The sequence below is a fragment of the Bordetella genomosp. 9 genome (genome assembly GCF_002119725.1).
GTDB lineage: Bacteria > Pseudomonadota > Gammaproteobacteria > Burkholderiales > Burkholderiaceae_B > Bordetella_C.
Window position 1 is genome coordinate 512473 of the sequence record NZ_CP021109.1, and the last position, 21510, is coordinate 533982.

At 66.5% G+C, this 21510-nt stretch carries 20 protein-coding genes; 11 read left to right on the top strand and 9 right to left on the bottom strand.

The genetic code is table 11. The annotated features are described in order from the left end of the window. Positions 1 to 296 precede the first annotated feature (296 nt). A complete protein-coding gene (locus CAL13_RS02410) occupies positions 297 to 686 on the bottom strand; it encodes a hypothetical protein (RefSeq protein WP_086071402.1) in 390 nt (129 codons plus the stop codon). A gap of 7 nt (positions 687 to 693) precedes the next feature. Here CAL13_RS02410 and CAL13_RS02415 point away from each other — a divergent pair, with 7 nt between their 5' ends. Further along, on the top strand, positions 694 to 2607 hold the full coding sequence (locus CAL13_RS02415; RefSeq protein ID WP_086071403.1) for a hypothetical protein: 1914 nt from the start codon (positions 694 to 696) through the stop codon (positions 2605 to 2607). 60 nt (positions 2608 to 2667) lie between these two features. On the opposite strand, the gene CAL13_RS02420 is transcribed toward CAL13_RS02415, so the two are convergent. Beyond that, positions 2668 to 4161 carry a CoA-acylating methylmalonate-semialdehyde dehydrogenase gene (locus CAL13_RS02420; RefSeq protein WP_086071404.1) on the bottom strand — a complete coding sequence of 498 codons (1494 nt, stop codon included), beginning with the start codon at positions 4159 to 4161 and terminating at the stop codon, positions 2668 to 2670. A gap of 59 nt (positions 4162 to 4220) precedes the next feature. Then, a complete protein-coding gene (locus CAL13_RS02425; RefSeq protein WP_198297710.1) occupies positions 4221 to 5546 on the bottom strand; it encodes an aspartate aminotransferase family protein in 1326 nt (441 codons plus the stop codon). 190 nt (positions 5547 to 5736) lie between these two features. Here CAL13_RS02425 and CAL13_RS02430 point away from each other — a divergent pair, with 190 nt between their 5' ends. Beyond that, positions 5737 to 7191 carry an aminotransferase-like domain-containing protein gene (locus tag CAL13_RS02430; RefSeq protein ID WP_086071405.1) on the top strand — a complete coding sequence of 485 codons (1455 nt, stop codon included), beginning with the start codon at positions 5737 to 5739 and terminating at the stop codon, positions 7189 to 7191. Positions 7192 to 7237: 46 nt separating this feature from the next. Further along, positions 7238 to 7753, top strand: coding sequence for a hypothetical protein (locus CAL13_RS02435; RefSeq protein WP_086071406.1), 516 nt, complete (start codon positions 7238 to 7240; stop codon positions 7751 to 7753). Between the two features lie 17 nt (positions 7754 to 7770). Here CAL13_RS02435 and CAL13_RS02440 read toward each other — a convergent pair whose 3' ends face one another. The 3 genes from CAL13_RS02440 to CAL13_RS02450 are packed head-to-tail and all read right to left on the bottom strand — an operon-like array spanning position 7771 to position 9638. Then, complete coding sequence (locus CAL13_RS02440; protein WP_086071407.1) at positions 7771 to 8373, bottom strand: dihydrofolate reductase; 603 nt, start codon at positions 8371 to 8373, stop codon at positions 7771 to 7773. Beyond that, positions 8370 to 9164, bottom strand: a complete 795-nt coding sequence (locus CAL13_RS02445; protein WP_086071408.1) for a thymidylate synthase — start codon at positions 9162 to 9164, stop codon at positions 8370 to 8372. Before CAL13_RS02445 ends, CAL13_RS02440 begins: the two co-directional genes overlap by 4 nt. Positions 9165 to 9182: 18 nt before the next feature. After that, on the bottom strand, positions 9183 to 9638 hold the full coding sequence (locus CAL13_RS02450; protein WP_198297711.1) for an OsmC family protein: 456 nt from the start codon (positions 9636 to 9638) through the stop codon (positions 9183 to 9185). A 338-nt stretch (positions 9639 to 9976) separates the two neighbouring features. Here CAL13_RS02450 and coq7 point away from each other — a divergent pair, with 338 nt between their 5' ends. The 4 genes from coq7 (at position 9977) to CAL13_RS02465 (ending at position 13516) form a co-directional block, all read left to right on the top strand. Beyond that, positions 9977 to 10654: a 2-polyprenyl-3-methyl-6-methoxy-1,4-benzoquinone monooxygenase gene (gene coq7, locus CAL13_RS02455; protein ID WP_086071409.1), complete on the top strand. Its 678-nt coding sequence runs from the start codon at positions 9977 to 9979 to the stop codon at positions 10652 to 10654. A 57-nt stretch (positions 10655 to 10711) separates the two neighbouring features. Beyond that, positions 10712 to 10912, top strand: a complete 201-nt coding sequence (locus tag CAL13_RS21125) for a hypothetical protein (protein ID WP_157664783.1) — start codon at positions 10712 to 10714, stop codon at positions 10910 to 10912. 274 nt (positions 10913 to 11186) lie between these two features. Further along, on the top strand, positions 11187 to 12464 hold the full coding sequence (tviB, locus tag CAL13_RS02460) for a Vi polysaccharide biosynthesis UDP-N-acetylglucosamine C-6 dehydrogenase TviB (RefSeq protein WP_086055979.1): 1278 nt from the start codon (positions 11187 to 11189) through the stop codon (positions 12462 to 12464). Positions 12465 to 12490: 26 nt separating this feature from the next. Continuing rightward, on the top strand, positions 12491 to 13516 hold the full coding sequence (locus CAL13_RS02465) for an SDR family oxidoreductase (RefSeq protein WP_086055980.1): 1026 nt from the start codon (positions 12491 to 12493) through the stop codon (positions 13514 to 13516). A gap of 115 nt (positions 13517 to 13631) precedes the next feature. Here the strand turns inward: CAL13_RS02465 and CAL13_RS02470 are convergent, their stop codons facing one another. Further along, the gene (locus CAL13_RS02470) at positions 13632 to 15029 is read right to left on the bottom strand and encodes a phosphomannomutase/phosphoglucomutase (RefSeq protein ID WP_232467746.1); all 1398 of its coding nucleotides are present in this window, start codon (positions 15027 to 15029) and stop codon (positions 13632 to 13634) included. A gap of 327 nt (positions 15030 to 15356) precedes the next feature. On the opposite strand from CAL13_RS02470, the gene CAL13_RS02475 reads away from it, so the two are divergent. Genes CAL13_RS02475 through CAL13_RS02490 form a run of 4 tightly spaced genes read left to right on the top strand, consistent with a single transcriptional unit; the run spans position 15357 to position 19705 of the window. After that, positions 15357 to 16772, top strand: coding sequence for an FAD-binding oxidoreductase (locus CAL13_RS02475; RefSeq protein WP_086073477.1), 1416 nt, complete (start codon positions 15357 to 15359; stop codon positions 16770 to 16772). Between the two features lie 7 nt (positions 16773 to 16779). Continuing rightward, positions 16780 to 17499, top strand: coding sequence for a response regulator transcription factor (locus tag CAL13_RS02480; protein ID WP_086071411.1), 720 nt, complete (start codon positions 16780 to 16782; stop codon positions 17497 to 17499). Then, entirely contained in the window at positions 17496 to 18866 is a 1371-nt protein-coding gene (locus tag CAL13_RS02485; protein ID WP_086055984.1) for a sensor histidine kinase, read from the top strand. The genes CAL13_RS02480 and CAL13_RS02485 overlap by 4 nt, the downstream gene beginning before the upstream one ends. Before the next feature lie 56 nt (positions 18867 to 18922). Beyond that, positions 18923 to 19705 carry a phosphatase PAP2 family protein gene (locus CAL13_RS02490; protein ID WP_086071412.1) on the top strand — a complete coding sequence of 261 codons (783 nt, stop codon included), beginning with the start codon at positions 18923 to 18925 and terminating at the stop codon, positions 19703 to 19705. On the opposite strand, the gene CAL13_RS02495 is transcribed toward CAL13_RS02490, so the two are convergent. Together CAL13_RS02495 and CAL13_RS02500 are read right to left on the bottom strand one after the other, a co-directional pair. Then, positions 19670 to 20959: a TRAP transporter large permease gene (locus CAL13_RS02495; RefSeq protein WP_086055986.1), complete on the bottom strand. Its 1290-nt coding sequence runs from the start codon at positions 20957 to 20959 to the stop codon at positions 19670 to 19672. The genes CAL13_RS02490 and CAL13_RS02495 overlap by 36 nt on opposite strands. Further along, positions 20950 to 21507 (bottom strand): TRAP transporter small permease, encoded by a 558-nt coding sequence (locus CAL13_RS02500; RefSeq protein ID WP_420042409.1) that lies wholly within the window; start codon positions 21505 to 21507, stop codon positions 20950 to 20952. Before CAL13_RS02500 ends, CAL13_RS02495 begins: the two co-directional genes overlap by 10 nt. Positions 21508 to 21510 lie beyond the last annotated feature (3 nt).

Sequence of the window (21510 nt, forward strand, 5' to 3'; positions counted from 1 at the left end):
CGGCGGGCCGCACGCCCCAAAAGGTGGACCGAAGCCCGCCTTTTGGGGTTTTTTTGCGCCCATTGGCGTTGCATTGGCGCCCGGATTTCCTTTTGGACCTCGGCCAAGGCATACGTGGCGCCCGGATTTCCCTCCCGGACCCCCGCCTGGGTATACGACGCCCGGGGTTTTTCCCATGCCCGATCTCCGTTATTCCTGCACCGGGCTACCGCGCCGGGTAGCGACGCGGAGATTTTTCCTGCCCGCATGACAGGGCATCTGCCGGATCGTTCCAGGGTCGTTGCGCCCACGTATGGCTATCCCGCGATCGTGCAAATGGCGGCGGCCGTCGCCGCGGCGATCGCGGCAGAAGGAGGAACCATGCGTAGTGTCACGACCGGCGGCTTGCCGCCATCCTGCACGGACGTACCGCCGTACGGCGATCCGAAAAGTCGCTGGCGCAAGTTCGCCGTCCGGCTCTCATTGGGTCCCAGGCAGAAGACAGTGAGCGGAAAACCTTGCACGCGGGCCGCCGCCAACGCTGAGCCAAGGCCGTTCTCGCCGCAGAACACCGGCAGCGCGCTGCGCGCCAGACGAGCGATCGAACCGCTCGCCGAGCCCGGCAACGTCTTGACGTGCTCGCACACGGCGCCTGGCGTGGGGGCGCGCGCGGACAAGCCGAAAAGCCGGGTGAGATCGGTGCGCAAGGGATTGATGAACCGCCTTGGCCTGAGACAGAAGGGGGCAGGGCACAGCCAGGATGCCGCGCCGGCGGCAAGCGGCGATCTGGCGGAGGCCGCGGCGACCACGGCCGCGCCGAAGCACAAGCGCGCCGGCGATAACGCCTTGAGCAGGGAAATGGACCGGCAATGCGCGGCTGCCATGCGCGCCCTGCTTGCCGAAGCGGCGGCGTTCGGCGATCGATCGGACGCGTTCACCATCCGCCGGGATCTGAATCACCCCTTGGCCGCGGCGGCCGCGGAGGTGGTCAATTGCTGGCAGCTCGCCGCCGAGGCCAGGCGCGACAGCGACGATGCTGCAGACCGACGCTTGCGCGCCATCGTGGCAGCCGCGCTGGGCGAGATGGACGTACAAACGATCGCGCGCGCGCAGGCGGGGCTGAACTGCGCGCAGGATTTCATGATGAGCAGCTCGCCCGCGGAGCGGGCGCTCGAAGCGATCAGCGACCTGTGGGATCCGGAAGCGATACGGAGCATATGGGCGAAGCATCTCAAAGCAGGATTCGAGACCGGCTCAAAGCTCGACGTCACCGCGGCCGCCCGCGATTTGCGGCAAGCCGGGAAAGGGCCGTTCATCGACGATTCGAATTCCCGGCAGCTCGCGGGGCACCTTCCCGCGGTCATGCTCCATCGGTATGGGCCGGCGATGCTTGCGACGCTACGTGTGGTCTCCAGTGACTGGCTGGCGGTTCATGCGGCCTCGATAAATACATTGCATGAGGCATTCACGGGCAGGCAGGACCCGGCGACGGCCGGCGCCCTGTTGGCGCAAGCGCTGCGGACGATGCTGGACGAGTATCCGGATGCCCGTGCGGACGCGAACTGCGATATCAGATTGACGCAGGCGTTGATGGAGCTGCACGACGACGCCTTGGCCCATGCCGCGCAGCTGCTGCTGGGCAGCGGCCCCGAATACCGCCGGCGAATGGCGGAACTCAGATCTTGCATCGAAGAGGCCGAAACCGAGGAGGCGGACAGGGCCGTCCGGTCACGCCAGTTCGATGCGCTCAGGCAGAACCTGCAGAGGGTCGTCGAAGCCCGTGGCGTCCAAGAGGCCGGGTTGGATCAAACCGAGTGGCGCTGGATGCCGCCTCTGTCGCGGCATGATGCGCCGCCGGTGCGACGCAGTTTGATATCGCGAATCTTCAGACCCGTGGGGCGCCTTCTGCGGCGGGCAACGGCCTTTACCCGGTCCCGCTACGAACGGACTCTGCTCAACGATGCGCGCGAAGACTGCGCGGCCGCGGCGTGGAAACTGGTTTCCGCTGTGTGCGAGCCCGCCGGTGCGCAATCCGCCCGCCTGGAGGGCAGATGGTCGCGCTTCCTTGCGAAAGCCGGAAAGCTGTATGAGCTGGAAACCGGTACGGGGACGTTTCAGGACGCCGCATTCGCCCGCACCGAGTCCGGCGAACAATGCAAGGCTCTGTTCGGGGCGTATATCTTCCAGGCGCTCGCCCGCGTGCCGGGCGCGCATATCGACGCAATCGGCCGGCGGCTGGATGCGCATCCCTGGCTGTCGATGCGTTGCGATCATGCCGGAAAGAACCTTTTCAAGGCATGCCTGCGTGAGGCGCTCCTCAATGAGCCAGCTGTACGCGCCGCCACGGAAATGCTGCGCGAAGTGCCGCCGGCCCTGGATGCGGCGCGGCAGCAGGACAGGCCTGCGCCGGCAGCCGCGCCCGAAGTGCTGATGACCGTGCTGGAGCAGCGTTTCCGTCCACGGGATCTGACGCTGGAGCCTTTCCTGTTGCGCGGGCTGCGCCGGCTCGGGCAGGACGAAAAAGCGCGGCTGTACAAGGCAGTGCGAAGCCGGCCGGACCTGCCCCAGGGCCTGTTGCAGGAAACCTGCGAAATCGTATCGAGCTGGGCGCAGTCTCCCGACATGTAGTCCAGCCGGCATGGCGCTGCGCTGGCCGGAACCTCCGGCGCCGGCCAGCGCCGGCCGCGCCTACTTCGCCACCGGCATGGTGAACTCCGCGCCCTTGGCGATGCTGTCGGGCCAGCGTTGCATCACGCTCTTGTAGCGGGTGTAGAAGCGCACCCCTTCTTCGCCGTAGGCGTGGTGGTCGCCGAACAGGGAACGCTTCCATCCGCCGAACGAATGCCAGGCCATCGGAACGGGAATCGGCACGTTGATGCCGACCATGCCTACCTGAATCTGCCGTGCGAAGGCGCGCGCGACGCCGCCGTCGGACGTGAAGCAGGAAACGCCGTTGGCGAATTCATGCTCGTTGATCAGCTTCACGGCCGCGGCGAAATCGGGCACGCGCACAATGCACAGCACGGGTCCGAAGATTTCTTCGCGGTAGATGTTCATGGCCGGCTTGACGTTGTCGAACAGCGTGCCGCCCAGGAAAAAGCCTTTGTCCCGGCCTGGCACGGTCAGTTCGCGGCCGTCCACGACGAGTGTGGCGCCCGCCGCAATGCCGTCCTCGATATAGCCGCGCACCTTGTTGCGGTGCTGCGCCGTAACCAGCGGGCCCATTTCGGCTTCGGCATCCATGCCATCGCGCACCTTCAGCGCCCGCACCCTGGGCGTCAGGCGCTCGACCAGCTTGTCGGCCACGCTGCCCACGGCCACGGCCACCGAAATCGCCATGCACCGCTCACCCGCCGATCCATACGCCGCGCCCATCAGCGCGTCCGTGACCTGGTCCAGGTCCGCGTCCGGCATCACCACCAGATGGTTTTTCGCGCCGCCCAATGCCTGCACGCGTTTGCCGCGCGCCGTGCCCTGGGCATAAATCGTCTGCGCGATCGGGGTGGAACCCACGAAGGACAACGCCTGTACGTCGGGATGGGCGATCAGCGCGTCCACCGCCTGTTTGTCGCCATGGACGACGTTGAACACGCCGGGCGGCAGGCCGGCTTCGAGCAGAAGCTCCGCCAGGCGCACCGAGGCCGAGGGGTCGCGCTCCGAGGGCTTGAGCACAAAGGTGTTGCCGCATGCGATCGCCACGGGGAACATCCAGCACGGCACCATCATGGGGAAGTTGAACGGCGTGATGCCGGCCACCACGCCCAGCGGCTGACGCATGCTCCAGTTGTCGATGCCGCCGCCGATCTGTTCCGTGTACTGTCCCTTCAGAAGATGCGGAATGCCGCAGGCGAACTCGACGACTTCAATGCCGCGCGTGACTTCCCCCTTGGCGTCGGAGAACACCTTGCCGTGTTCACGGGTGATGAGCTCGGCCAGTTCGTCCTGATGTTTGTCCAACAGCGCCTTGAAGTTGAACAGCACCCGCGCGCGCTTGAGCGGAGCCGTCTCGGACCATGCCGGAAAAGCGGCCCGGGCCGCGGCGACGGCCTGGTCGACCTCGTCGGGGCTCGCCAGCGGCACATGCGAAACGATTTCGCCGCGCGACGGATCGAAGCCGTCGCTGTAGCGGTTGCTGCGGCCTTCGTAATGCTGGCCGTTGATGAAATGCGGAATGGTCTTCATGAAATCAATAACTCCATGGTGCGGCGGCTGCCGCCGTACCGGAACGTTGTAGCCCGTGCCTACGCCACTTCCTTAAGGACGGCGGCAATCGTGTGGAAGATCTCGTCGATCTGACTGTTTTCGATGATGAGCGGGGGCGAGATTGCCAGGATGTCGCCGGTGTAGCGGACCAGCAGGCCGGTGTCGAAGCAGCGCTGGAAGGCTTCGGCGGCACGCGCGCCTGGTGCGCCCGGACGGGGCGCCAGCTCGATACCGGCGACCAGCCCGATGTTGCGCACATCGATCACATGCGCGGCGCCGCGCAATCCGTGCGCGGCCTGTTCGAAGGCGGGCGCGAGTTCGCGCGCACGGGCGAACAGATTCTCACGCCGGTAGATATCCAGCGTCGCGAGCACTGCGGCGGCGGCCAGCGGGTGGGCCGAGTACGTGTAGCCGTGGAAGAACTCGATGCCGCCCGGGCCGCTTTCCACGATGGCATCGTGCACCTCGCGGCGGACGGCGACCGCGCCGCAGGGCACGGCCGCATTGCTGATGCCCTTGGCCATGGTGATCAGATCCGGCGTGACGCCGAAGGCCTCCGCCGCCGTAGCGGCGCCCACGCGCCCGTATGCCGTGATGACTTCGTCGAAAATCAGCAGGATGCCGTGCCGGCTCGTGATCTCGCGCAGGCGCTCCAGGTAGCCCTTGGGCGGCACCAGCACGCCCGTCGAGCCCGCCATGGGTTCGACGATCACCGCCGCGATCGTGCTGGGATCGTGCAGCGCCAGGATGCGTTCGAGTTCATCGGCGAGCTCCGCGCCCCAGGCCGGCTGCCCCTTCGAGAACGCGTTGCGCTCCAGGTTATGGGTGTGCGGCAGGTGGTCGACCGCCGGCAGCAGGGCGCCCGAAAACGCCTTGCGGTTGGCGGGAATGCCCCCTACGGAAATGCCGCCGAAGCCCACGCCGTGATAGCCGCGCTCGCGGCCGATCAGCCGGGTACGCTGCCCCTCGCCGCGCGCCCGGTGATAAGCCAGGGCGATCTTCAGCGCGGTGTCCACCGACTCGGACCCGGAGTTGGTGAAGAAGATGCGGTCCAGGCCGGCGGGCATCAGCCCCGCCACGGCGCTCGCCGCCTGGAAGGCCAGGGGATGGCCAAGCTGGAAGCCCGGCGCGTAGTCCATGGCGCCGGCCTGCTGCGAAATGGCCTGCGTGATCTCGTCGCGGCAGTGGCCGGCGTTCACGCACCACAACCCCGCCGTGCCGTCCAGCAGCGTGCGGCCGTCGAACGAGGTGTAGTACATGCCTTTGGCGGCGACGAGCATGCGGGGATTCGCCTTGAACTGCCGGTTGGCGGTGAAAGGCATCCACAGGTGGGAAAGATCGGGAGACGTCGAAGGCGCGTTCATGGTGGCTCCGGGAAAGGAAGCCCGCGCCGCATGCGCGCCGCCGGCCGCGGTGGGGACGGCGCACGGCGATGCCACGATGGCGCGGGAGGACCGGAGGATTGTGCGGCGGCCAGCGCCGGGTGGAAATATACAATCCGTGCAAAAATGCCAAACCGTACAGTGGATTTCTGGACAACTGTACAGTTTATGTATGGCAGATCCGCTTTTTCCCGATTTCCGTCCCGTCCGCGACCGCGCCAATGCCGCGACGCTCGTACAGCAGTTGGTGGATGCGGTCGCCCGGGCCATCGATACCCAGGCATTGGGCCCGGGCATGCCCTTGCCCTCGGTGCGCGAATTCGCGCGCGCGCATGACGTCAGCACTTTCACCGTGGCCAGCGCCTATGCCCGGCTGGTGGCCCAGGGATGGCTGCAGGCCCGGCCCGGCTCGGGGTATCGGGTGGCGGCGCGCATGCCGGCGTCCGCCGCCGCGCCGGCGCCGCGCGCGTGGGAGCCGCCCACCCCCGGCGCCGAATGGCTGCTGTCCGACGTGTTCGCCGATCATTCGATACCGGTGAAGTCCGGTTGCGGCTGGCTGCCGGGGGAGTGGCTGAACGAAGCCGGCCTGCATGCCGGCCTGCGGCATGTGGCCAGGCTTCCCGGCGGGCAGATCGCGGGCTATGGGCATCCCTACGGTTACGCGCCCTTGCGGGAAAGCGTGGCCGGCCATGTCGCCACGCTGGGCATGGTGGCCGACCCCGGCCAAGTGCTGCTGACCCAGGGTGTGACGCATGGCCTGGACATCGCCATCCGGACGCTGCTGCGGCCGGGCGATACGGTGTTGGTCGAACAGCCGTGCTACGCCAACCTGCTTGCGCTGGTGCGGCTGGCCGGGCTGCGTGTCGTGGCGGTGCCGCGCACGCCGGAAGGACTGGAACTGACGCGCCTGGAGCAGGCGGTCCAGACGCACCGTCCACGCGCCATGATCGTCAATACCGTCCTGCAGAACCCCACCGGCGCCAGCTTGACCATGGCCAACGCCTATCAGGTGCTGCGCATCGCCGAACAGAACGACTGCTGGATCATCGAGGACGACATCTCACGCGAATTGCTGCCCGGCGTCGCGCCTGTGCTGGCCGCGATGGACGGCCTGCGGCGCGTGATTTACCTGAGCGGCTATACCAAGGTCATCAGCCCCTCCGTACGCGTCGGGTACGCCGTCGCGCATCCGGACGTGGTGCGCGACATGGCGCGCACGAAGATGGCCGTCGGCCTGACGTCGCCGGAAATCATGGAACGGGTGGTGCACGAGGCCTTGCGCGAGGGCCGCTATCGCGCGCACGTCGCCGGCTTGCGAGAACGGCTGGCCGTGGCTCATGCGCGCGTCGAGCAGCGCCTGGCAGCACTGGACATGCCGGTGCACGTGACGCCGCGCGCGGGCTTGTTCCTGTGGGCGGGCCTGCCGCCGGCGTGCGCCGGCACCAGCGCGGACGCGCTCGCCGAACGCGCGCTGCGCGACGGTATCTGGCTGGCGCCGGGATCGTACTTCGACGCCGCCCAGGACGATTTGCCGCGCATCCGCCTGAATGTCGCATATTCCGACGACGACCGGCTATGGCGTTTCCTGCGCCATGCCGCGCAGAAGAGCGACGCCCGGCGCGGATGAGGAACGGCGTTTGCTATCGCGCCGCGGTTTCCCTTCCGGAGTTCACATGTCCGCGTCCAACGTTTCCGTTCCTTCCGCCGTTCAACCGTTCTTCGCCGACCGCGAGGCCGCCCAGCAGGCGCTGCAGCTCGTCATGCCCATGATCGACGCGGCCATGTCCAACCGCGAAGTCGGCGAAAGCGGCTTTCTGTATATCGTCATCATGAACCCCGCCGTGCGCCCGTGGGAAGCCAGCTTCGAAGAGGCCATCCTGCTGGAGCACTCGGTGGGCGACCGCGACAAGTGGGACGCGGATTACGCGGCGTACGCACGCGCCAAGGCCCGCACCACCTGGATGGCGCAGCGCGATACCCATGGCATGGCATCGGCGTCGCCGCATCTGCTGCGCGCCGGCGACGCGGGCGTATGGGGCAGCGCGGTGGTGGATGGCATCGTGGTCGCCACCAGCGGCGTCAACGCCTGGTATGACGAAGCGTTTTCCGGCGCCATTGCGTACGCGCTGCGGGCCGTGGCCAAGGGCAGGGCGCAGCAACACGCGCCCTGCATGCGTCTGGGCGAATAGCGGCCGCGGCAGGGGCGCTATCCGGACTGGCGGACCCGCTCGTACGTGACGAAGTCGTAGGCGTAGCCGTTTTCCGCCGGCTGCGGCGCGCGCGAGGTCTCGCGCCACTGGAAGGACGGCAGATAGGGGAAGAACGCATCGCCGTCCACGTCCGCCTGCACTTCGGTGGCGACGATGCGGTCGGCGCGGTCGACCACCGCGGCATAGATCTGCGCGCCGCCGATGACGAAGATCTCGTCCGTGCCGGCGCAGGCACGCAGCGCGGCGTCGATGTCCGGCACCACGGTGGCGCCGGCGGCAGCATAGCCGGCATTGCGGGTAACGACGATGTTGGTCCGTCCCGGCAGCGGCCGTCCCAGAGACTCCCAGGTCTTGCGGCCCATCACGATGGGGCGCCCGAGCGTCGTCCGCTTGAAATGCGCCAGATCGCCCGGCAATTTCCACGGCAGGCCGTTGTCCCGGCCGATGACGCGATTGCGGGCGTACGCCACCACCAGCGTCAGCCGCGGCGCGGCTCCAAATGAAGACTGCGCGTTTGTCGCTTGTCCGGCCGGGTGGGCCCGCGCCTGGTCCGCGTCTGTGTCAGCGCCCGGCTGCGTGTGTCCGCCCTGCTGCGTCATACCGCCACCGGCGCCTTGATGTGCGGATGGCACTGATAGTCCGCGACTTCGAAATCTTCGTACTCATAGTCGAAGATGGACGCGGGCTTGCGCTTGATCCGCAGCTTGGGATAAGGGTAGGGTTCGCGCGAAAGCTGCAGCTCGACCTGCTCGAAATGATTGCTATAGATGTGGCAATCGCCACCGGTCCACACGAAGTCGCCCACGTCCAGATCGCATTGCTGCGCGATCATGTGCGTCAGCAAGGCGTAGCTGGCGATGTTGAAGGGCACGCCCAGGAAAATATCCGCGCTGCGCTGGTACAGCTGGCAGGACAGCTTGCCGTCCGCCACGTAGAACTGCATGAAGGCATGGCATGGCGGCAGCGCCATATTGGGGATGTCCGCGACGTTCCAGGCCGACACGATCAGGCGGCGGGAATCGGGCGTGCGGCGGATCTGCTCGATCAATTGGGATATCTGGTCGATGTGTCCGCCGTCCGGCGTGGGCCAGGAGCGCCACTGGACGCCGTACACCGGACCCAGGTCGCCTTGCGCATCGGCCCATTCGTCCCAGATGGTGACGCCGCGCTCCTGCAGCCACCGGACGTTGCTGTCGCCGCGCAGGAACCACAGCAGCTCTATGAAGATGCTTTTGGTGTGCAGCTTCTTCGTCGTGACCAGGGGAAAGCCCTGCGACAGGTCGAACCGCATCTGGTAGCCGAATACGGACCGCGTGCCGGTGCCCGTTCGGTCCGTTTTGGTGACGCCATGCTCGTAGACATGGCGCATGAAATCTTCGTATTGGCGCATGGGAAATCCAAACGGCGATCAGGAAGCGCCGGCAGCCGAGTCCGCCGGCGCGCCGGCTTCCACGACGTCCACGGAAAACGTCAATTCTGCCGTCTTCGCGAGCATGGCCGAGGCCGAGCAGTACTTCTCATGGGACAGTTGTACGGCCCGCTCCACCGCTGCGCGTGGCAGTTTGTGGCCCGTCACAGTAAAGGCGAAATGGATGCGGGTGAACACCTTGGGGTCGGTGGCGGCCCGCTCAGCCTGGAGTTTCACGCTGCAGCCTGTGACGGCATGGCGGCCGCGCTTGAGGATGAGCACAACGTCGTAGGCGGTGCAGCCGCCCGTGCCCGCCAGAACCATTTCCATCGGCCGGAAAGCCAGATCATGGCCCCCGCCATCCACAGCGCCGTCCATGACGGCGACATGCCCGCTGCCGGACGTGGCCACGAACAGCATGCCCGAAGGGCCGCCCCAATCGATGGTGCATTCCATGTCGATATCCCGAATCGCGTAAAAAAAAGACTATAGCCGAGTGGAAGTCCACCCCCGAAGCGCTGGCGCGCTTCCCCTCGAGACGGCGCCCCGGCTGACCGGCGGAGTTGATCCGCGGCGCTCCGATGGGCTGTCTTTCTTATGAGGAGGGAAGGGGCCACGCCAATGCGTTGGCGCGCTTCCCTTTTATCGGGACGACGAGGGCATGCCGGCGCGTGCGGTCGGCGGCTGCACGGGTGGCGTGCTCTGCAATGGAGGCTGGCGCGGCGCGTCACTAAAATGGGGGGATCGAGCCGATGCCCTTGCAGGGCCGGTCGTTTACCGAAGGAGTTTTTCCGATGCCATCGCCGCAGTCGTCGCTCGCCAAATACCCGCAGCTGGTTCGCCGTGCGGGGCCGCTGGACGCTTTGTTGGGAGAGGCCGATCGCGCCCTGCGGGTGCTGGCGGGGGGATCGTCGGCGGGGCGGCCCTATCCGGCGGGGGCTGAAGTGCCGGAGAACCTGAGCCCGCCGGAGCGGCGGCATGCGGCCGGGCTGATGCGGGTCAATCACGTGGGCGAGGTATGCGCCCAGGCGCTGTACCGCGGGCAGGCATTGGGATGCGCCGACGAAGCGGCCAAACGGATGTTTCACGAGGCCGCTGCCGAGGAAGTGGACCACCTGGCGTGGTGCGAGCAGCGCCTGCGGGAGCTGCAAAGCCGTCCCAGCCTGTTGAATCCCTTCTGGTACGCGGGTTCCTTCGGGCTTGGTCTGCTGGCGAGCCGGGCCGGGGTGCGGCGCAACCTCGGATTCATGGCCGAGACGGAGAGGCAGGTGGAAGCGCACCTGGACAGCCACCTGAAGCGCTTGCCGGCGGGCGACGCCCGCTCCAGGCAGGTGGTGGATCAGATGAAGCAGGACGAGATCGGCCACCGGGTCAGCGCCGAGCGCGCCGGCGCGGCGTCGTTGCCCTTGCCGGTGCGCGGCGCCATGCGTTTGCTGTCCCGTGTAATGACCGGCACCGCTTACTGGCTGTGAGCCCATGCAGGGTTAACCCGCTCGTCCGGCGCGACGGCGGGACCGGAATGTGGCACAATGACTGAACCGGTTTCGCTGGTGGCACAGAGCCCTGGCGGCGTCGGGCGGGGCGGGATGGCCGCGACGCTCATCCATAATGCGATGCACCAAAACAACAGTCAGCCCCCTGTTGAGCGCGGAGAAAAATTCTTCTTGCATCGCACAAAAAGTTTGGCTATGATTCGTACATCGGATGTCGAAACGCAGTCGGCGCGGTGAAGAACCCCGGCAGCGGCAGGGTACCAGGGAGGGTACCCCAGGGTTAACCCTCTGCGACATGCCAAGGTTGTCTCCTCCACCCTCCTCCTTTGGTGGATTTAGCCCGAGATCGTCAGATCTCGGGCTTTTTTTTCGCCGTTTCTCCCCCGCCTGACTTGCGGGAAAACCGCGGGCCGTTATTTCCGGCACGGTGGTGGGCGGGGGCCTTCGCGACCCGGTTGCCGGCGGGTCCATCCTCTAAAATCCCTGGATCGTCAGCCGTAGGAAACCCGTCATGTTGCGCATTCAGGATGTCCAGCTCGCCGTCGTCGGGCTGGGGTATGTGGGGCTGCCCCTGGCCGTGGAGTTCGGCAAGAAGCGTCCCGTCCTGGGATTCGACATCAACGCGCACCGCATCGAAGAACTGAAGCGCGGACAGGACCACACGCTGGAGGTGGAGGCCGCCGAACTGGCCGCGGCCACCCATCTGAGCTACACCAACGACGCCGCGGCGCTGGCCGCCGCGAACGTCTACATCGTGACGGTGCCTACCCCCATCGATGCCTACAAGCAGCCGGACCTGACGCCGCTGCGCAAGGCCAGCGAGACCATCGGGCGCGTCCTGAAGCGAGGCGACATCGTCATCTACGAGTCCACGGTCTATCCGGGCGCAACCGAAGAAGAATGCGTGCCCGTGCTGGAACGCGTGTCGGGCCTCGCCTTCAACCGGGATTTCTTCGCGGGCTACAGCCCCGAACGCATCAATCCCGGAGACAAATCGCACCGGGTCAGCACGATCAAGAAGGTCACATCGGGATCGACGCCGGAAGTGGCCGACCTGGTCGATGCGCTATATGCGGAAATCGTGACGGCCGGCACGCACAAAGCCGCGTCGATCCGCGTGGCGGAGGCCGCCAAGGTCATCGAGAACACGCAGCGCGACGTCAATATCGCCCTGATCAACGAACTGGCGTTGATCTTCAACAAAATGGGCATCGACACCGAAGCCGTGTTGCAGGCGGCCGGCACGAAGTGGAACTTTCTGCCTTTCCGCCCCGGGCTGGTGGGCGGACACTGCATCGGCGTGGATCCGTACTACCTGACGCACAAGGCGCAGAGCCTGGGCTATCACCCGGAGATCATCCTGGCCGGGCGCCGTTTGAACGACGCCATGGGCAGCTATGTGGTGTCGCAGCTGGTGAAGGCGATGACCAAGCGCCGCATCCATGTGCAGGGCGCGCGCGTGCTGGTCATGGGCCTGACTTTCAAGGAAAACTGCCCCGACCTGCGCAACACGCGCGTCGTCGATATCCTGCGCGAGCTGCGCGAATACGGCGTGGAGGCGGACGTTCACGATCCCTGGGTGGATCCGGCCGAGGCGCAAGCGGAATACGGCGTCACCCCTGTGGCCGACCCCGAGCGCGGGCGCTACGATGGCATCGTTCTTGCGGTAGCGCATCGGCAGTTCGCCGAGATGGGGGCGGCGCGGATCCGCGCCTTCGGGAAGCCGCAGCATGTGCTGTACGACCTGAAATACGTGCTTGCTCCCGAGGAATCCGACCTGCGCCTTTGATTGTGACGTTTTCGAAAGGGCCAAGCATGACGCACCGCTATCAACAAATCACCGAAGACCTGCGCCGATCGCCGCGTACGTGGCTGGTGACCGGCTGCGCCGGTTTCATCGGTTCGAACCTCCTGGAAACGTTGCTGAAACTGGACCAGACCGTTGTCGGCCTGGACAATTTCGCCACCGGTTACCAGCACAATCTCGACGAAGTGATGGAGCTGGTGTCGGCGGAACAATGGGGCCGCTTTACCTTCGTCGAGGGCGACATCCGGGACCTCGATACCTGCCGGCGCGCTGTCACGGGCGTGGATTTCGTGCTGCATCAGGCCGCTCTCGGCTCGGTGCCGCGCTCCTTGAAGGACCCGATCACCACCAATGCCGTCAATGTCGATGGCTTCCTCAACATGCTGGTGGCCGCGCGCGATGCACGGGTGCACGGCTTTGTCTATGCCGCATCCAGTTCGACCTACGGCGACCATCCGGCGCTGCCCAAGGTCGAATCCAACATCGGGAACCCGTTGTCGCCCTACGCGGTCACCAAGTACGTGAACGAGCTGTATGCGGACGTCTTCGCCCGTTCGTACGGCTTCGGCAGCATCGGCCTGCGGTATTTCAACGTATTCGGCAAGCGGCAGGACCCCAACGGCGCCTATGCGGCGGTCATTCCCAAATGGATAGGGGCGATGATCCGCGGCGAGGACGTGGTCATCAACGGCGACGGCGAAACCAGCCGGGACTTCTGCTTTGTGGAAAATGCGGTCCAGGCCAACCTGCTGGCCGCGCTGGCCCAGCCCGAAGGCGTGAATCAGGTCTATAACGTGGCCTGCAATGCACGAACCAGCTTGAACCAGCTTTTCGAGCATCTGAGAAACCAGTTGGCCAAGCACGGCGTGAACTACGACAAGCCGCCGGTCTATGGCGATTTCCGCCCGGGCGACGTGCGCCATTCGCAGGCCGACATCGGCAAGGCGAACGACCTGCTGGGATACAAGCCCATGCACGACATCATCGAGGGCCTGGAAGTGGCGATGCCCTGGTATACGCAGTTCCTGCGCTAGGATCGACCGCCAGAAAGCAAGCGCCCGCCATTGCGGCGGGCGTTTTTTTCGTCGATTTCACCGGCCGATGGGCCGTGTCGACCGAGCCGGGGTCCGGCTCGCTTTCGCGCACGGCCTAGAACGGCAGCTTGACGTCGGGCTTCAGCGCCTGCAACTGCTTGCGGAAGTCCTCCTGGATGCGCGCCAGGGCGGCTTCATTGTCGGCTTCGAAACGCAGCACGACGACCGGCGTCGTGTTCGACGGCCGGGCCAGGCCGAAGCCGTCCGGATACTCCGCGCGTACGCCGTCGATGGTCACCACCTGGGTTGCGCCTTCGAACTGGCCTTTCTCCTGCAGGGCCTTGATCAGCGCGAAAGGCTCGCCTTCCTGCATTTCCAGTTTCAGTTCGGGCGTGGACATGGCTTGCGGCAGGGCTTCGAGGACCACCGACGGGTCCGCTTCGCGAGAAAGGATTTCGAGCAGCCGCGCGCCGGTATAAAGGCCGTCGTCGAAGCCGTACCAGCGCTCCTTGAAGAAGATGTGCCCGCTCATCTCACCGGCCAGCGGCGCGCCCATTTCGGCCAGCTTGGCCTTGACCAGCGAATGGCCCGTCTGCCACATCAGGGGCTGGCCGCCGGCCTCTTTCACCGCCAGGCCCACGTGCCGGCTGCACTTCACGTCATAGATGATGGTGGCGCCGGGATTGCGCGCCAGCACGTCGCGCGCGTAGAGGATCAGCTGGCGGTCCGGCCAGATGATCTGGCCCGACTTGGTAACCACGCCGAGCCGGTCGCCGTCGCCGTCGAAGGCCAGCCCCAATTCGCAATCCGTCGTCTTCAGGCACTGGATCAGGTCTTCCAGATTGTGCGGATCGGCCGGATCGGGATGGTGATTCGGGAAGTTGCCGTCAACGTCGCAGAACAGCTCGGTGACTTCGCACCCCATTTCGCGAAACAGGCGCGGCGCCACAGCTCCGGCCACGCCGTTGCCGCAGTCGATCGCGATCTTCATGGGCCGGGCAAGCTTGACGTCGCCCAGGATGCGCTCGAGATACCGCGGCACGATGTCCAGCGTGCGGCGTTTGCCGGGCGTGACGCCGGCAGGCGGCTGGCCGCCCGCGGCTTCCATGGCTTCGCGCAGCTTCTGGATGTCGGCGCCATACAGGGCGGCGCCGCCCAGCATCATCTTGAAGCCGTTGTACTTGGGCGGGTTGTGGCTGCCCGTGACCGCCACGCCCGAGCCGGTTTTTTCGGTGAAGGCGCCGAAATAGACGAGCGGCGTGGGAACCTGGCCGATGTCCAGCGTGTCCACGCCGCCCGCGTTCAGCCCCTCCTGCAGGGCCAGCGACAGTTCTTCGCTGCTCAGGCGGCCGTCGCGGCCGATCACGAGTTCGGAAATGCCTTTTTCCCGCGCGCGCGCCGCCAGCGCCAATCCAAGTTCCCGCGCGAAACGGGCGTTGAGCAAATCGGGCACGGTGCCGCGTATGTCGTACGCCTTGAAAATCGAGGCCGGAAAAGACGACGCATTAGCCACGGTGGTTCCTTTTGTGTCGGAGGATTCAGAACAGGAAGGGCGATTATCCCCGATAAGCGGGGGCGCTCCGCAGCAAGGCGCATGGCCTAGTGCGTTCGGCCGGCGAGGGCGACGGGGTAATCGGCTTCCGCCTGGCATGCCGGCGGCGGCGCGGCGTGCGGCCCGGACGATTCCGGGGCGCCGCGCCGGGGCGGGCGTATGCCGTCGTGGATTGTGGCACGCACGCCGGCCAGCGCGGTGTGTCGGAAATCGACAATTCTGACGGCGTGTTGCCGCCCTACAATAGGCCTTTCTTCCTTGCGCGGGATCCACGCCCGCACCGTGCCGATGACTTTTCTAGCCGAACTTCAAGCCCTGCTTGGCGCCGGGAATGTGCTGACCGGCGACGACGCCGACCCGTATGTCGTTGACTGGCGCAAGCGCTACCGCGGCCGCGCGCTGGCCGTGGCGCGGCCGGACTCCACGGACAGCGTCGCTGCCGTCATCCGCCTGTGCGCCCGGCACGGCGTGCCGGTGGTGCCCCAGGGGGGCAATACCGGCCTGTGCGGCGGCGCCACCCCCTTTGACGACGGCAAGGCGCTGGTGCTGTCCCTGGCGCGGCTCAACCGGGTGCGCGCCATCGACAACGACAACGACACCATCACCGTGGAAGCCGGATGCGTGCTGCAGGCGGTGCAGCAGGCCGCCGAAGCAGCGGGCCGTCTTTTTCCGCTGAGCCTTGCCGCCGAAGGCAGCTGCACCATCGGCGGCAACCTGGCGACCAACGCCGGCGGCACGCAGGTGCTGCGGTACGGCAATACGCGCGACCTGACGCTGGGCCTGGAAGTCGTCACGGCGGACGGCGAGATCTGGCATGGGCTGCGGGGGCTGCGCAAGGACAACACCGGTTATGACCTGCGCGACCTTTACATCGGCAGCGAAGGCACCCTGGGCGTCATCACCGCGGCGACCTTGAAGCTCTTCCCGCTGCCGGTGGCGCGCTGCACGGCCTTGCTGGCCGTGCCCAGCGTGGAGGCGGGGGTCCAGCTGCTGGGGCGGGCGCGCAACGGCTTCGGCGCGGCGCTCACCGGCTTCGAACTGATGGCTGGCAACTGCCTGCAGGCGGTGGTGCGGCTGTTCCCGCAACAGCGGCTGCCGTTCAGCGGCGAGGCGGCGCAGTCGCCCTGGTTCGCGCTGCTGGAGCTGTCCGACAGCGAAAGCGAAAGCCATGCGCGCGAGCGCTTCGAGGCCGTGCTGGGCGAGGCCATCGAAGCCGGCCTGGCCTCGGACGCCGCCATCGCGGAAAACGTCGCGCAAAGCCGCGCCCTGTGGCATTTGCGCGAAAGCATCCCACTGGCGGAAGCGGAGCTGGGCAAATCCATCAAGCACGACGTTTCCGTTCCCATTTCGCGCATCGCGGATTTCGTACGCACGACCAACGGCCTGCTCCAGGCCCGCTTCCCCGGTGTCGGCCATGTGATCTTCGGCCATCTGGGAGACGGCAATCTGCATTACAACGTCACGCGCGCCCCGGATCAGGACGAAACGGCGCTGCTTGCGCTGCAGCCGCAGGTCTATCAGGTGGTGCACGACAGCGTGCACGCGCATGGCGGGTCGATCAGCGCCGAGCACGGCGTGGGACAACTGAAGGTGGACGAGCTGCCGCGCTACAAGGACCCGGTCGAGCTGGCGCTGATGCGGCGGTTGAAGCAGGCGCTGGATCCCGCCGGCATCATGAACCCCGGCAAGGTGGTTCGGGTTTGAGCCGATCATGAGTCCCACGACGCCGCCCGCCGGGCATTACCGCGTTTTGATCGTGGAGGACGACGCCACGATCGCGGGCAACCTCTACAGCTTCCTGGAAACGCGCGGCTTCGTGCCGGACGCCGCCTATGACGGCCGGGCGGCGCTGGCGATGCTCACGTCCCAGCATTTCGATGCGGTGGTGCTCGACGTCGGCCTGCCGGGCATGGACGGCTATGGCGTGCTGCGGGCGCTGCGCACGGAGCATATGCTGCCGGTTCCCGTGCTGGTGCTGACCGCGCGCGACGAACTGGAAGACAAGCTCGCCGGGTTCTCGCACGGCGCCGACGATTACCTGACCAAGCCGTTCGCGCTTGCCGAGGTCGAAGCGCGCCTGCATGCGCTGATCCATCGGGCCAGCGGCACGGTGGGCAACCCGGTGCGCCGCTGGGGGCCGCTCAGCTACGACAGCCGCACGCGCATGGTGTCCGTGAACGGCAAGCCGGTGCATCTGCCGCGCAAGTCCTGCGTCATCATCGACGCCCTGTTGCGCGATCCCGGCCGCGTGGTGCCGCGCTCTGAGCTGGAAAGCCTGCTCTGGGGAAACGAGCCGCCTTCCTCCGACGCCCTGCGCAGCCAGGTGCACCTGTTGCGCAAGGCGCTGTCCGATGCCGGCTTCGACGGCATCGAAACCGTGCATGGCACCGGCTGGCGGTTGGTCGCCGATGTCGACGGCGCAGCGTCATGAGGGCCGGCGGCGGTACGCTGACCCAGCGGGTCGTCTGGGCCCTGACCGGCACGGTTTCCATCTTCGTTTCGTTGCTGGTCGTCCTGGCCTATCTGACCTTCGACCAGATGGAAGACGACCTGGTCAACGATATTCTGACCACTGAAACCAATCGCCTGATCCGGCGCGTCGAGAGCGGGGAAGAGGCGCTGCCGTCGCGCGGCACGCACGAACTGGGCGGCGCGATGCGGGCGTGGATGGAAGCGCCAGGGGCGCCCAATCCGGATATGCCTTCGGAAATCCGCGATCTGAACGACGGCCTGCATCTGGTCGAGCCGGGCACCGACACCTGGCACATACTGGTCGCGGACCTTCCCGCCGGCAAACGGTTGTACGTGATGTACGACGCGACGGACAACGAAGACCGTGTGTTCGACTTCGGCCTTATCGTGCTCGGATTGGGCGTGATCTGCATCGTGGTCGCCTATGGCGTCGCCCGCAAGGTGGCGTATCTGGCGGTGGGGCCGATGTTGGCGCTGACCGATCGCCTGACGACGTGGGCGCCGGGGTCCCCCGACCTGGCCGTCGAACGCGACGACGAGGCAGGACGGCTGATCGAGGCATTCAACCGGGTGCAGAATCAGGTGGACCGGTCGCTGGCGCGTGAGCGCGAATTCGCGGCCAACCTAAGCCACGAAGTGCGCACGCCGCTGGCCGCCATCCGCAGCGATGGCGAGTTGATGCTGATGTCGGACGGGCTGAGCCCCGACCAGCAGACCCGCTTGACCCGCATCGTGAAGAACGTCGACAGCGTCGCCGGCGCCCTGGAAAGCGCCCGCGCCATGGCCCGCGACGAGCGCCGCAAGCCGGAACCGGTGGATCTGGCGGAATGCCTGGACGGCGCGTGGCAAGGCCTGGAGGCGTATGCGGAGCAGGCCGACCTGCGCCTGGTCCACCAGGTGCCTCGCGGCATGGTGCGCGATCTTGACCGCTATGCCGTGCAGACCGTCCTGCGCAACCTCATCCGCAATGCCATCGAACATGCGGCGCCGGCTGTCCTGAGTGTACGGGCCGTCGAGGACGGTCTGGAGCTGCGCGACAACGGCAAGGGCATACGGCCGGAAGACCTGCCATTCGTCTTCGAACGCTATTACAGCGTGCGGCGCCGGGACGTCAGACAGGACGCGGATGCGGCACAGGCAGCGCAGGCGCTGGAGCGGGGCCTGGGCCTGGCCATCGCCAAACGGGTCTGCGACATGCAGGGATGGAGCCTGGACGTCGCTTCCCAGGTGGATGGGCCCGAGCACGGCACCACCTTCACGCTGCGTTTCAGCGGCGCGGCGGCGGACGATGCGGCCGACGGCCAGCCGGCGGCCGCGGCCATTTGACGATTTCTCGATGAGCGGGCGGGTACGGTTCCAGGGTTTCACGCCCTGGCCGCCTCATGCATACCGCCGTCTCCGCACGCCAAAGAACCGCAGTCCGCTCCGATACCTACCTGCTGACCCACGTCCTGGGCGTCACGCTGCTGTTGGCGCTGCTCGCGGAGGCCTCGCGCCTGTCCGGTCTGGACATGGCGATCGCGCGGATGTTCTTCGACGGGCAGGCGAACGCCTTCCCCTGGCGCGACTCGCGTCTGCTCGAGCTGATCGCGCACCGCATCGTGCTGGTCCTGCCCGTGGGCTTGGCGGTGGGCGCCCTGGCCGCCGCCGTCGCCAGTCATTGGTTCCACGTGCTGCGCCCATGGCGGGGAGCCCTGTGGGCCATCGTGCTGACCTGCGCGCTGGGCCAGGTCGTCATTTCGCAGCTCAAGCATTACACGGCCTTGCCGCGCCCCTACAACCTGGACGTGTTCGGCGGCTATGCCCATTACCCGCAGCACTTCTGGGCGGTCAACCGCAAGGAGGCCGGCGGCGCCCTGCCCAGCAATCACGCGGGCGCCGGCTATGCCATGTTGGCGCTGTATTTCGCGGGCTGGGCGCTGGGGAGCAGGACGTGGCGGTGGGCCGGGCTGGCGGCCGGGATTGCGGCGGGACTGCTGTTCTCGCTGGTGCGCATCGTGCAGGGCGCGCACTTTTTCAGTCAGACGCTATGGGCGGCCTGCGTCATGTGGGGGCTGGCCAGCATCCTGTTCTATTTGCCCATCGTCCGGGCCGCGCCCGCCGGGCAGGGCGGGCCGGACGGCGCATGGTCAACCGGCGCCGAGCAGGACGCGCGGCAGCCATAGCGAGAACGCGGGCACGTAGGTGACCAGCGCCAGCGCGGCCAGCAGGGCGCCGTAAAAAGGCCAGATGGTCCGCATGACCGTGCCCACGGAGACCTCGCCGATGGCGCAGCCGACGAACTGCGTGGTGCCGACCGGAGGGGTGTTCAGTCCCAGCGCGCAATTCAGCAGCATGACCATGCCGAACTGGACCGGTCCCATGCCGTACTGCATGCAGATCGGCAGGAAGATGGGCGTGCAGATCAGGATCGTGGCCGCCATGTCGAGGAAGGTCCCGAGCAGGAACAGCACGATGTTGACCATCAAAAAGATGGCCCATGGGCTGGTGGAGATCGAAGCCAGCAGCTCGCCGGTTTTCTCCGCCACGCCGTAGAAGCTGATCAGGTAGCCGAAGGTGGCCGAGATGCCGATCAGCAGCAGTACCACGCCCGTCGTCTTCACGGCCTTGGCCGCCGCCCTGACGAACTGCTGCCAGGTCAGGCTGCGATACACCAGCACCGTCAGCGCGAGGGCATAGATCACCGCCACGGCCGCCGATTCGGTGGCCGTGAAGACGCCGCTAAGTATGCCGGCGATGATGACCACCACGACGAACAGTCCGGGGAGGGCCGCCGCAAGCGAGCGCAGGACGATGCCCCATCCGGGGAAGGTGCCGGCGGTGTAGCCGCGATGGCGCGCGACGAAGTAGGCCGCCGCAAGATTGCAGATGGTCAGGATCAGGGCCGGCAGCAGTCCGGCGGCGATCAGCGCGGCGATGGACACTTTGCCGCCTGCGGCCAGCGTGTAGATGATGATGTTGTGGCTGGTCGGCATCAGCGCGCCGACCAGCGCGGCATGCGTCGTCACGTTGACGGCGTAGTCGGCGTGATAGCCCTCCCGCTTCATCATCGGGATCATGACGGAGCCCATGGCCGATACATCGGCCACCGGCGACCCGGAAACCCCGCCGAACAGCGTGCAGGCGACGACGTTCGACATGCCCAGCCCTCCGCGCACATGTCCCACCAGCGCACGGGCGAAGTTGACGATACGGTCGGCGATGCCGCCGTACAGCATCAGTTCGCCGGTGAAAATGAAGAAGGGAATGGCCAGGAAGGAAAAGGCGTTCATCCCAGAGGTCATCTGCTGGAACGCGACCGCGATCGGCAGGTCCTCGTAAAGGATCGCGGAAATGGACGCCAGACCGATGGCGAACGCGACCGGCACGCCGATGACCAGAAAGCCGAGGAAGGTAACGGAAAGCAGTGTCAGCGCCATGCTGGTACGACCTCCTGACGACGCAGCAGCGCCACGATGTGCTCTATTGAGAACAGCGCGATCAGGCCGCCTGACAAAGTTGCGGGTATGTATTTCCAGCCTTCCGAAATGCCCAGGTTGGGAATCAGGTAGTCGGAGACAGACTCGGCCAGAATGGCGCAGTTCCACGCCATCATCACCCCGAAGAGGAAGACCAGCGCATGAATCAGGATCTGCATGCGCCGCTTCGCGCCGTCCGGAAGAAGTTCCAGCAGCGACTCGAAGCCGATGTGCCCCGCGTCACGCACGCCGACCGCGGCGCCCAGCATGGTCACGTACAGCACCAAAAGCATCGCGATGCTTTCGGCCCACGTAGGCGTGCGGTTCAGCACATGGCGTCCGAAGATCTGGAAACCCACCGCCGCGATCAGGCACGCCAGGCCGGCCACGCTGATCCACATGCAGGCCCGGGCGATCCACCTGCACCCATGGGTGTAGGCGTCCAGCACGCGCGAGGCGCCGTCCCGGCGAGCCGCCGGGACAGTTTGTTCCTGCGAGCTCGCCAGCATGGT

What these genes read in the sequence shown, in the direction of transcription:
- CAL13_RS02500 (WP_420042409.1), bottom strand. Translation starts at nt 21,507, where the DNA reads ATGCTGGCGAGCTCGCAGGAACAAACTGTCCCGGCGGCTCGCCGGGAC.
- CAL13_RS02425 (WP_198297710.1), bottom strand. Translation starts at nt 5,546, where the DNA reads ATGAACGCGCCTTCGACGTCTCCCGATCTTTCCCACCTGTGGATGCCT.
- CAL13_RS02480 (WP_086071411.1), top strand. Translation starts at nt 16,780, where the DNA reads ATGAGTCCCACGACGCCGCCCGCCGGGCATTACCGCGTTTTGATCGTG.
- CAL13_RS02475 (WP_086073477.1), top strand. Translation starts at nt 15,357, where the DNA reads ATGACTTTTCTAGCCGAACTTCAAGCCCTGCTTGGCGCCGGGAATGTG.
- tviB (WP_086055979.1), top strand. Translation starts at nt 11,187, where the DNA reads ATGTTGCGCATTCAGGATGTCCAGCTCGCCGTCGTCGGGCTGGGGTAT.
- CAL13_RS02495 (WP_086055986.1), bottom strand. Translation starts at nt 20,959, where the DNA reads ATGGCGCTGACACTGCTTTCCGTTACCTTCCTCGGCTTTCTGGTCATC.
- CAL13_RS02465 (WP_086055980.1), top strand. Translation starts at nt 12,491, where the DNA reads ATGACGCACCGCTATCAACAAATCACCGAAGACCTGCGCCGATCGCCG.
- CAL13_RS02445 (WP_086071408.1), bottom strand. Translation starts at nt 9,164, where the DNA reads ATGCGCCAATACGAAGATTTCATGCGCCATGTCTACGAGCATGGCGTC.
- CAL13_RS02450 (WP_198297711.1), bottom strand. Translation starts at nt 9,638, where the DNA reads ATGGAATGCACCATCGATTGGGGCGGCCCTTCGGGCATGCTGTTCGTG.
- CAL13_RS21125 (WP_157664783.1), top strand. Translation starts at nt 10,712, where the DNA reads ATGACTGAACCGGTTTCGCTGGTGGCACAGAGCCCTGGCGGCGTCGGG.
- CAL13_RS02435 (WP_086071406.1), top strand. Translation starts at nt 7,238, where the DNA reads ATGTCCGCGTCCAACGTTTCCGTTCCTTCCGCCGTTCAACCGTTCTTC.
- CAL13_RS02440 (WP_086071407.1), bottom strand. Translation starts at nt 8,373, where the DNA reads ATGACGCAGCAGGGCGGACACACGCAGCCGGGCGCTGACACAGACGCG.
- CAL13_RS02415 (WP_086071403.1), top strand. Translation starts at nt 694, where the DNA reads ATGAACCGCCTTGGCCTGAGACAGAAGGGGGCAGGGCACAGCCAGGAT.
- CAL13_RS02430 (WP_086071405.1), top strand. Translation starts at nt 5,737, where the DNA reads ATGGCAGATCCGCTTTTTCCCGATTTCCGTCCCGTCCGCGACCGCGCC.
- coq7 (WP_086071409.1), top strand. Translation starts at nt 9,977, where the DNA reads ATGCCATCGCCGCAGTCGTCGCTCGCCAAATACCCGCAGCTGGTTCGC.
- CAL13_RS02490 (WP_086071412.1), top strand. Translation starts at nt 18,923, where the DNA reads ATGCATACCGCCGTCTCCGCACGCCAAAGAACCGCAGTCCGCTCCGAT.
- CAL13_RS02420 (WP_086071404.1), bottom strand. Translation starts at nt 4,161, where the DNA reads ATGAAGACCATTCCGCATTTCATCAACGGCCAGCATTACGAAGGCCGC.
- CAL13_RS02485 (WP_086055984.1), top strand. Translation starts at nt 17,496, where the DNA reads ATGAGGGCCGGCGGCGGTACGCTGACCCAGCGGGTCGTCTGGGCCCTG.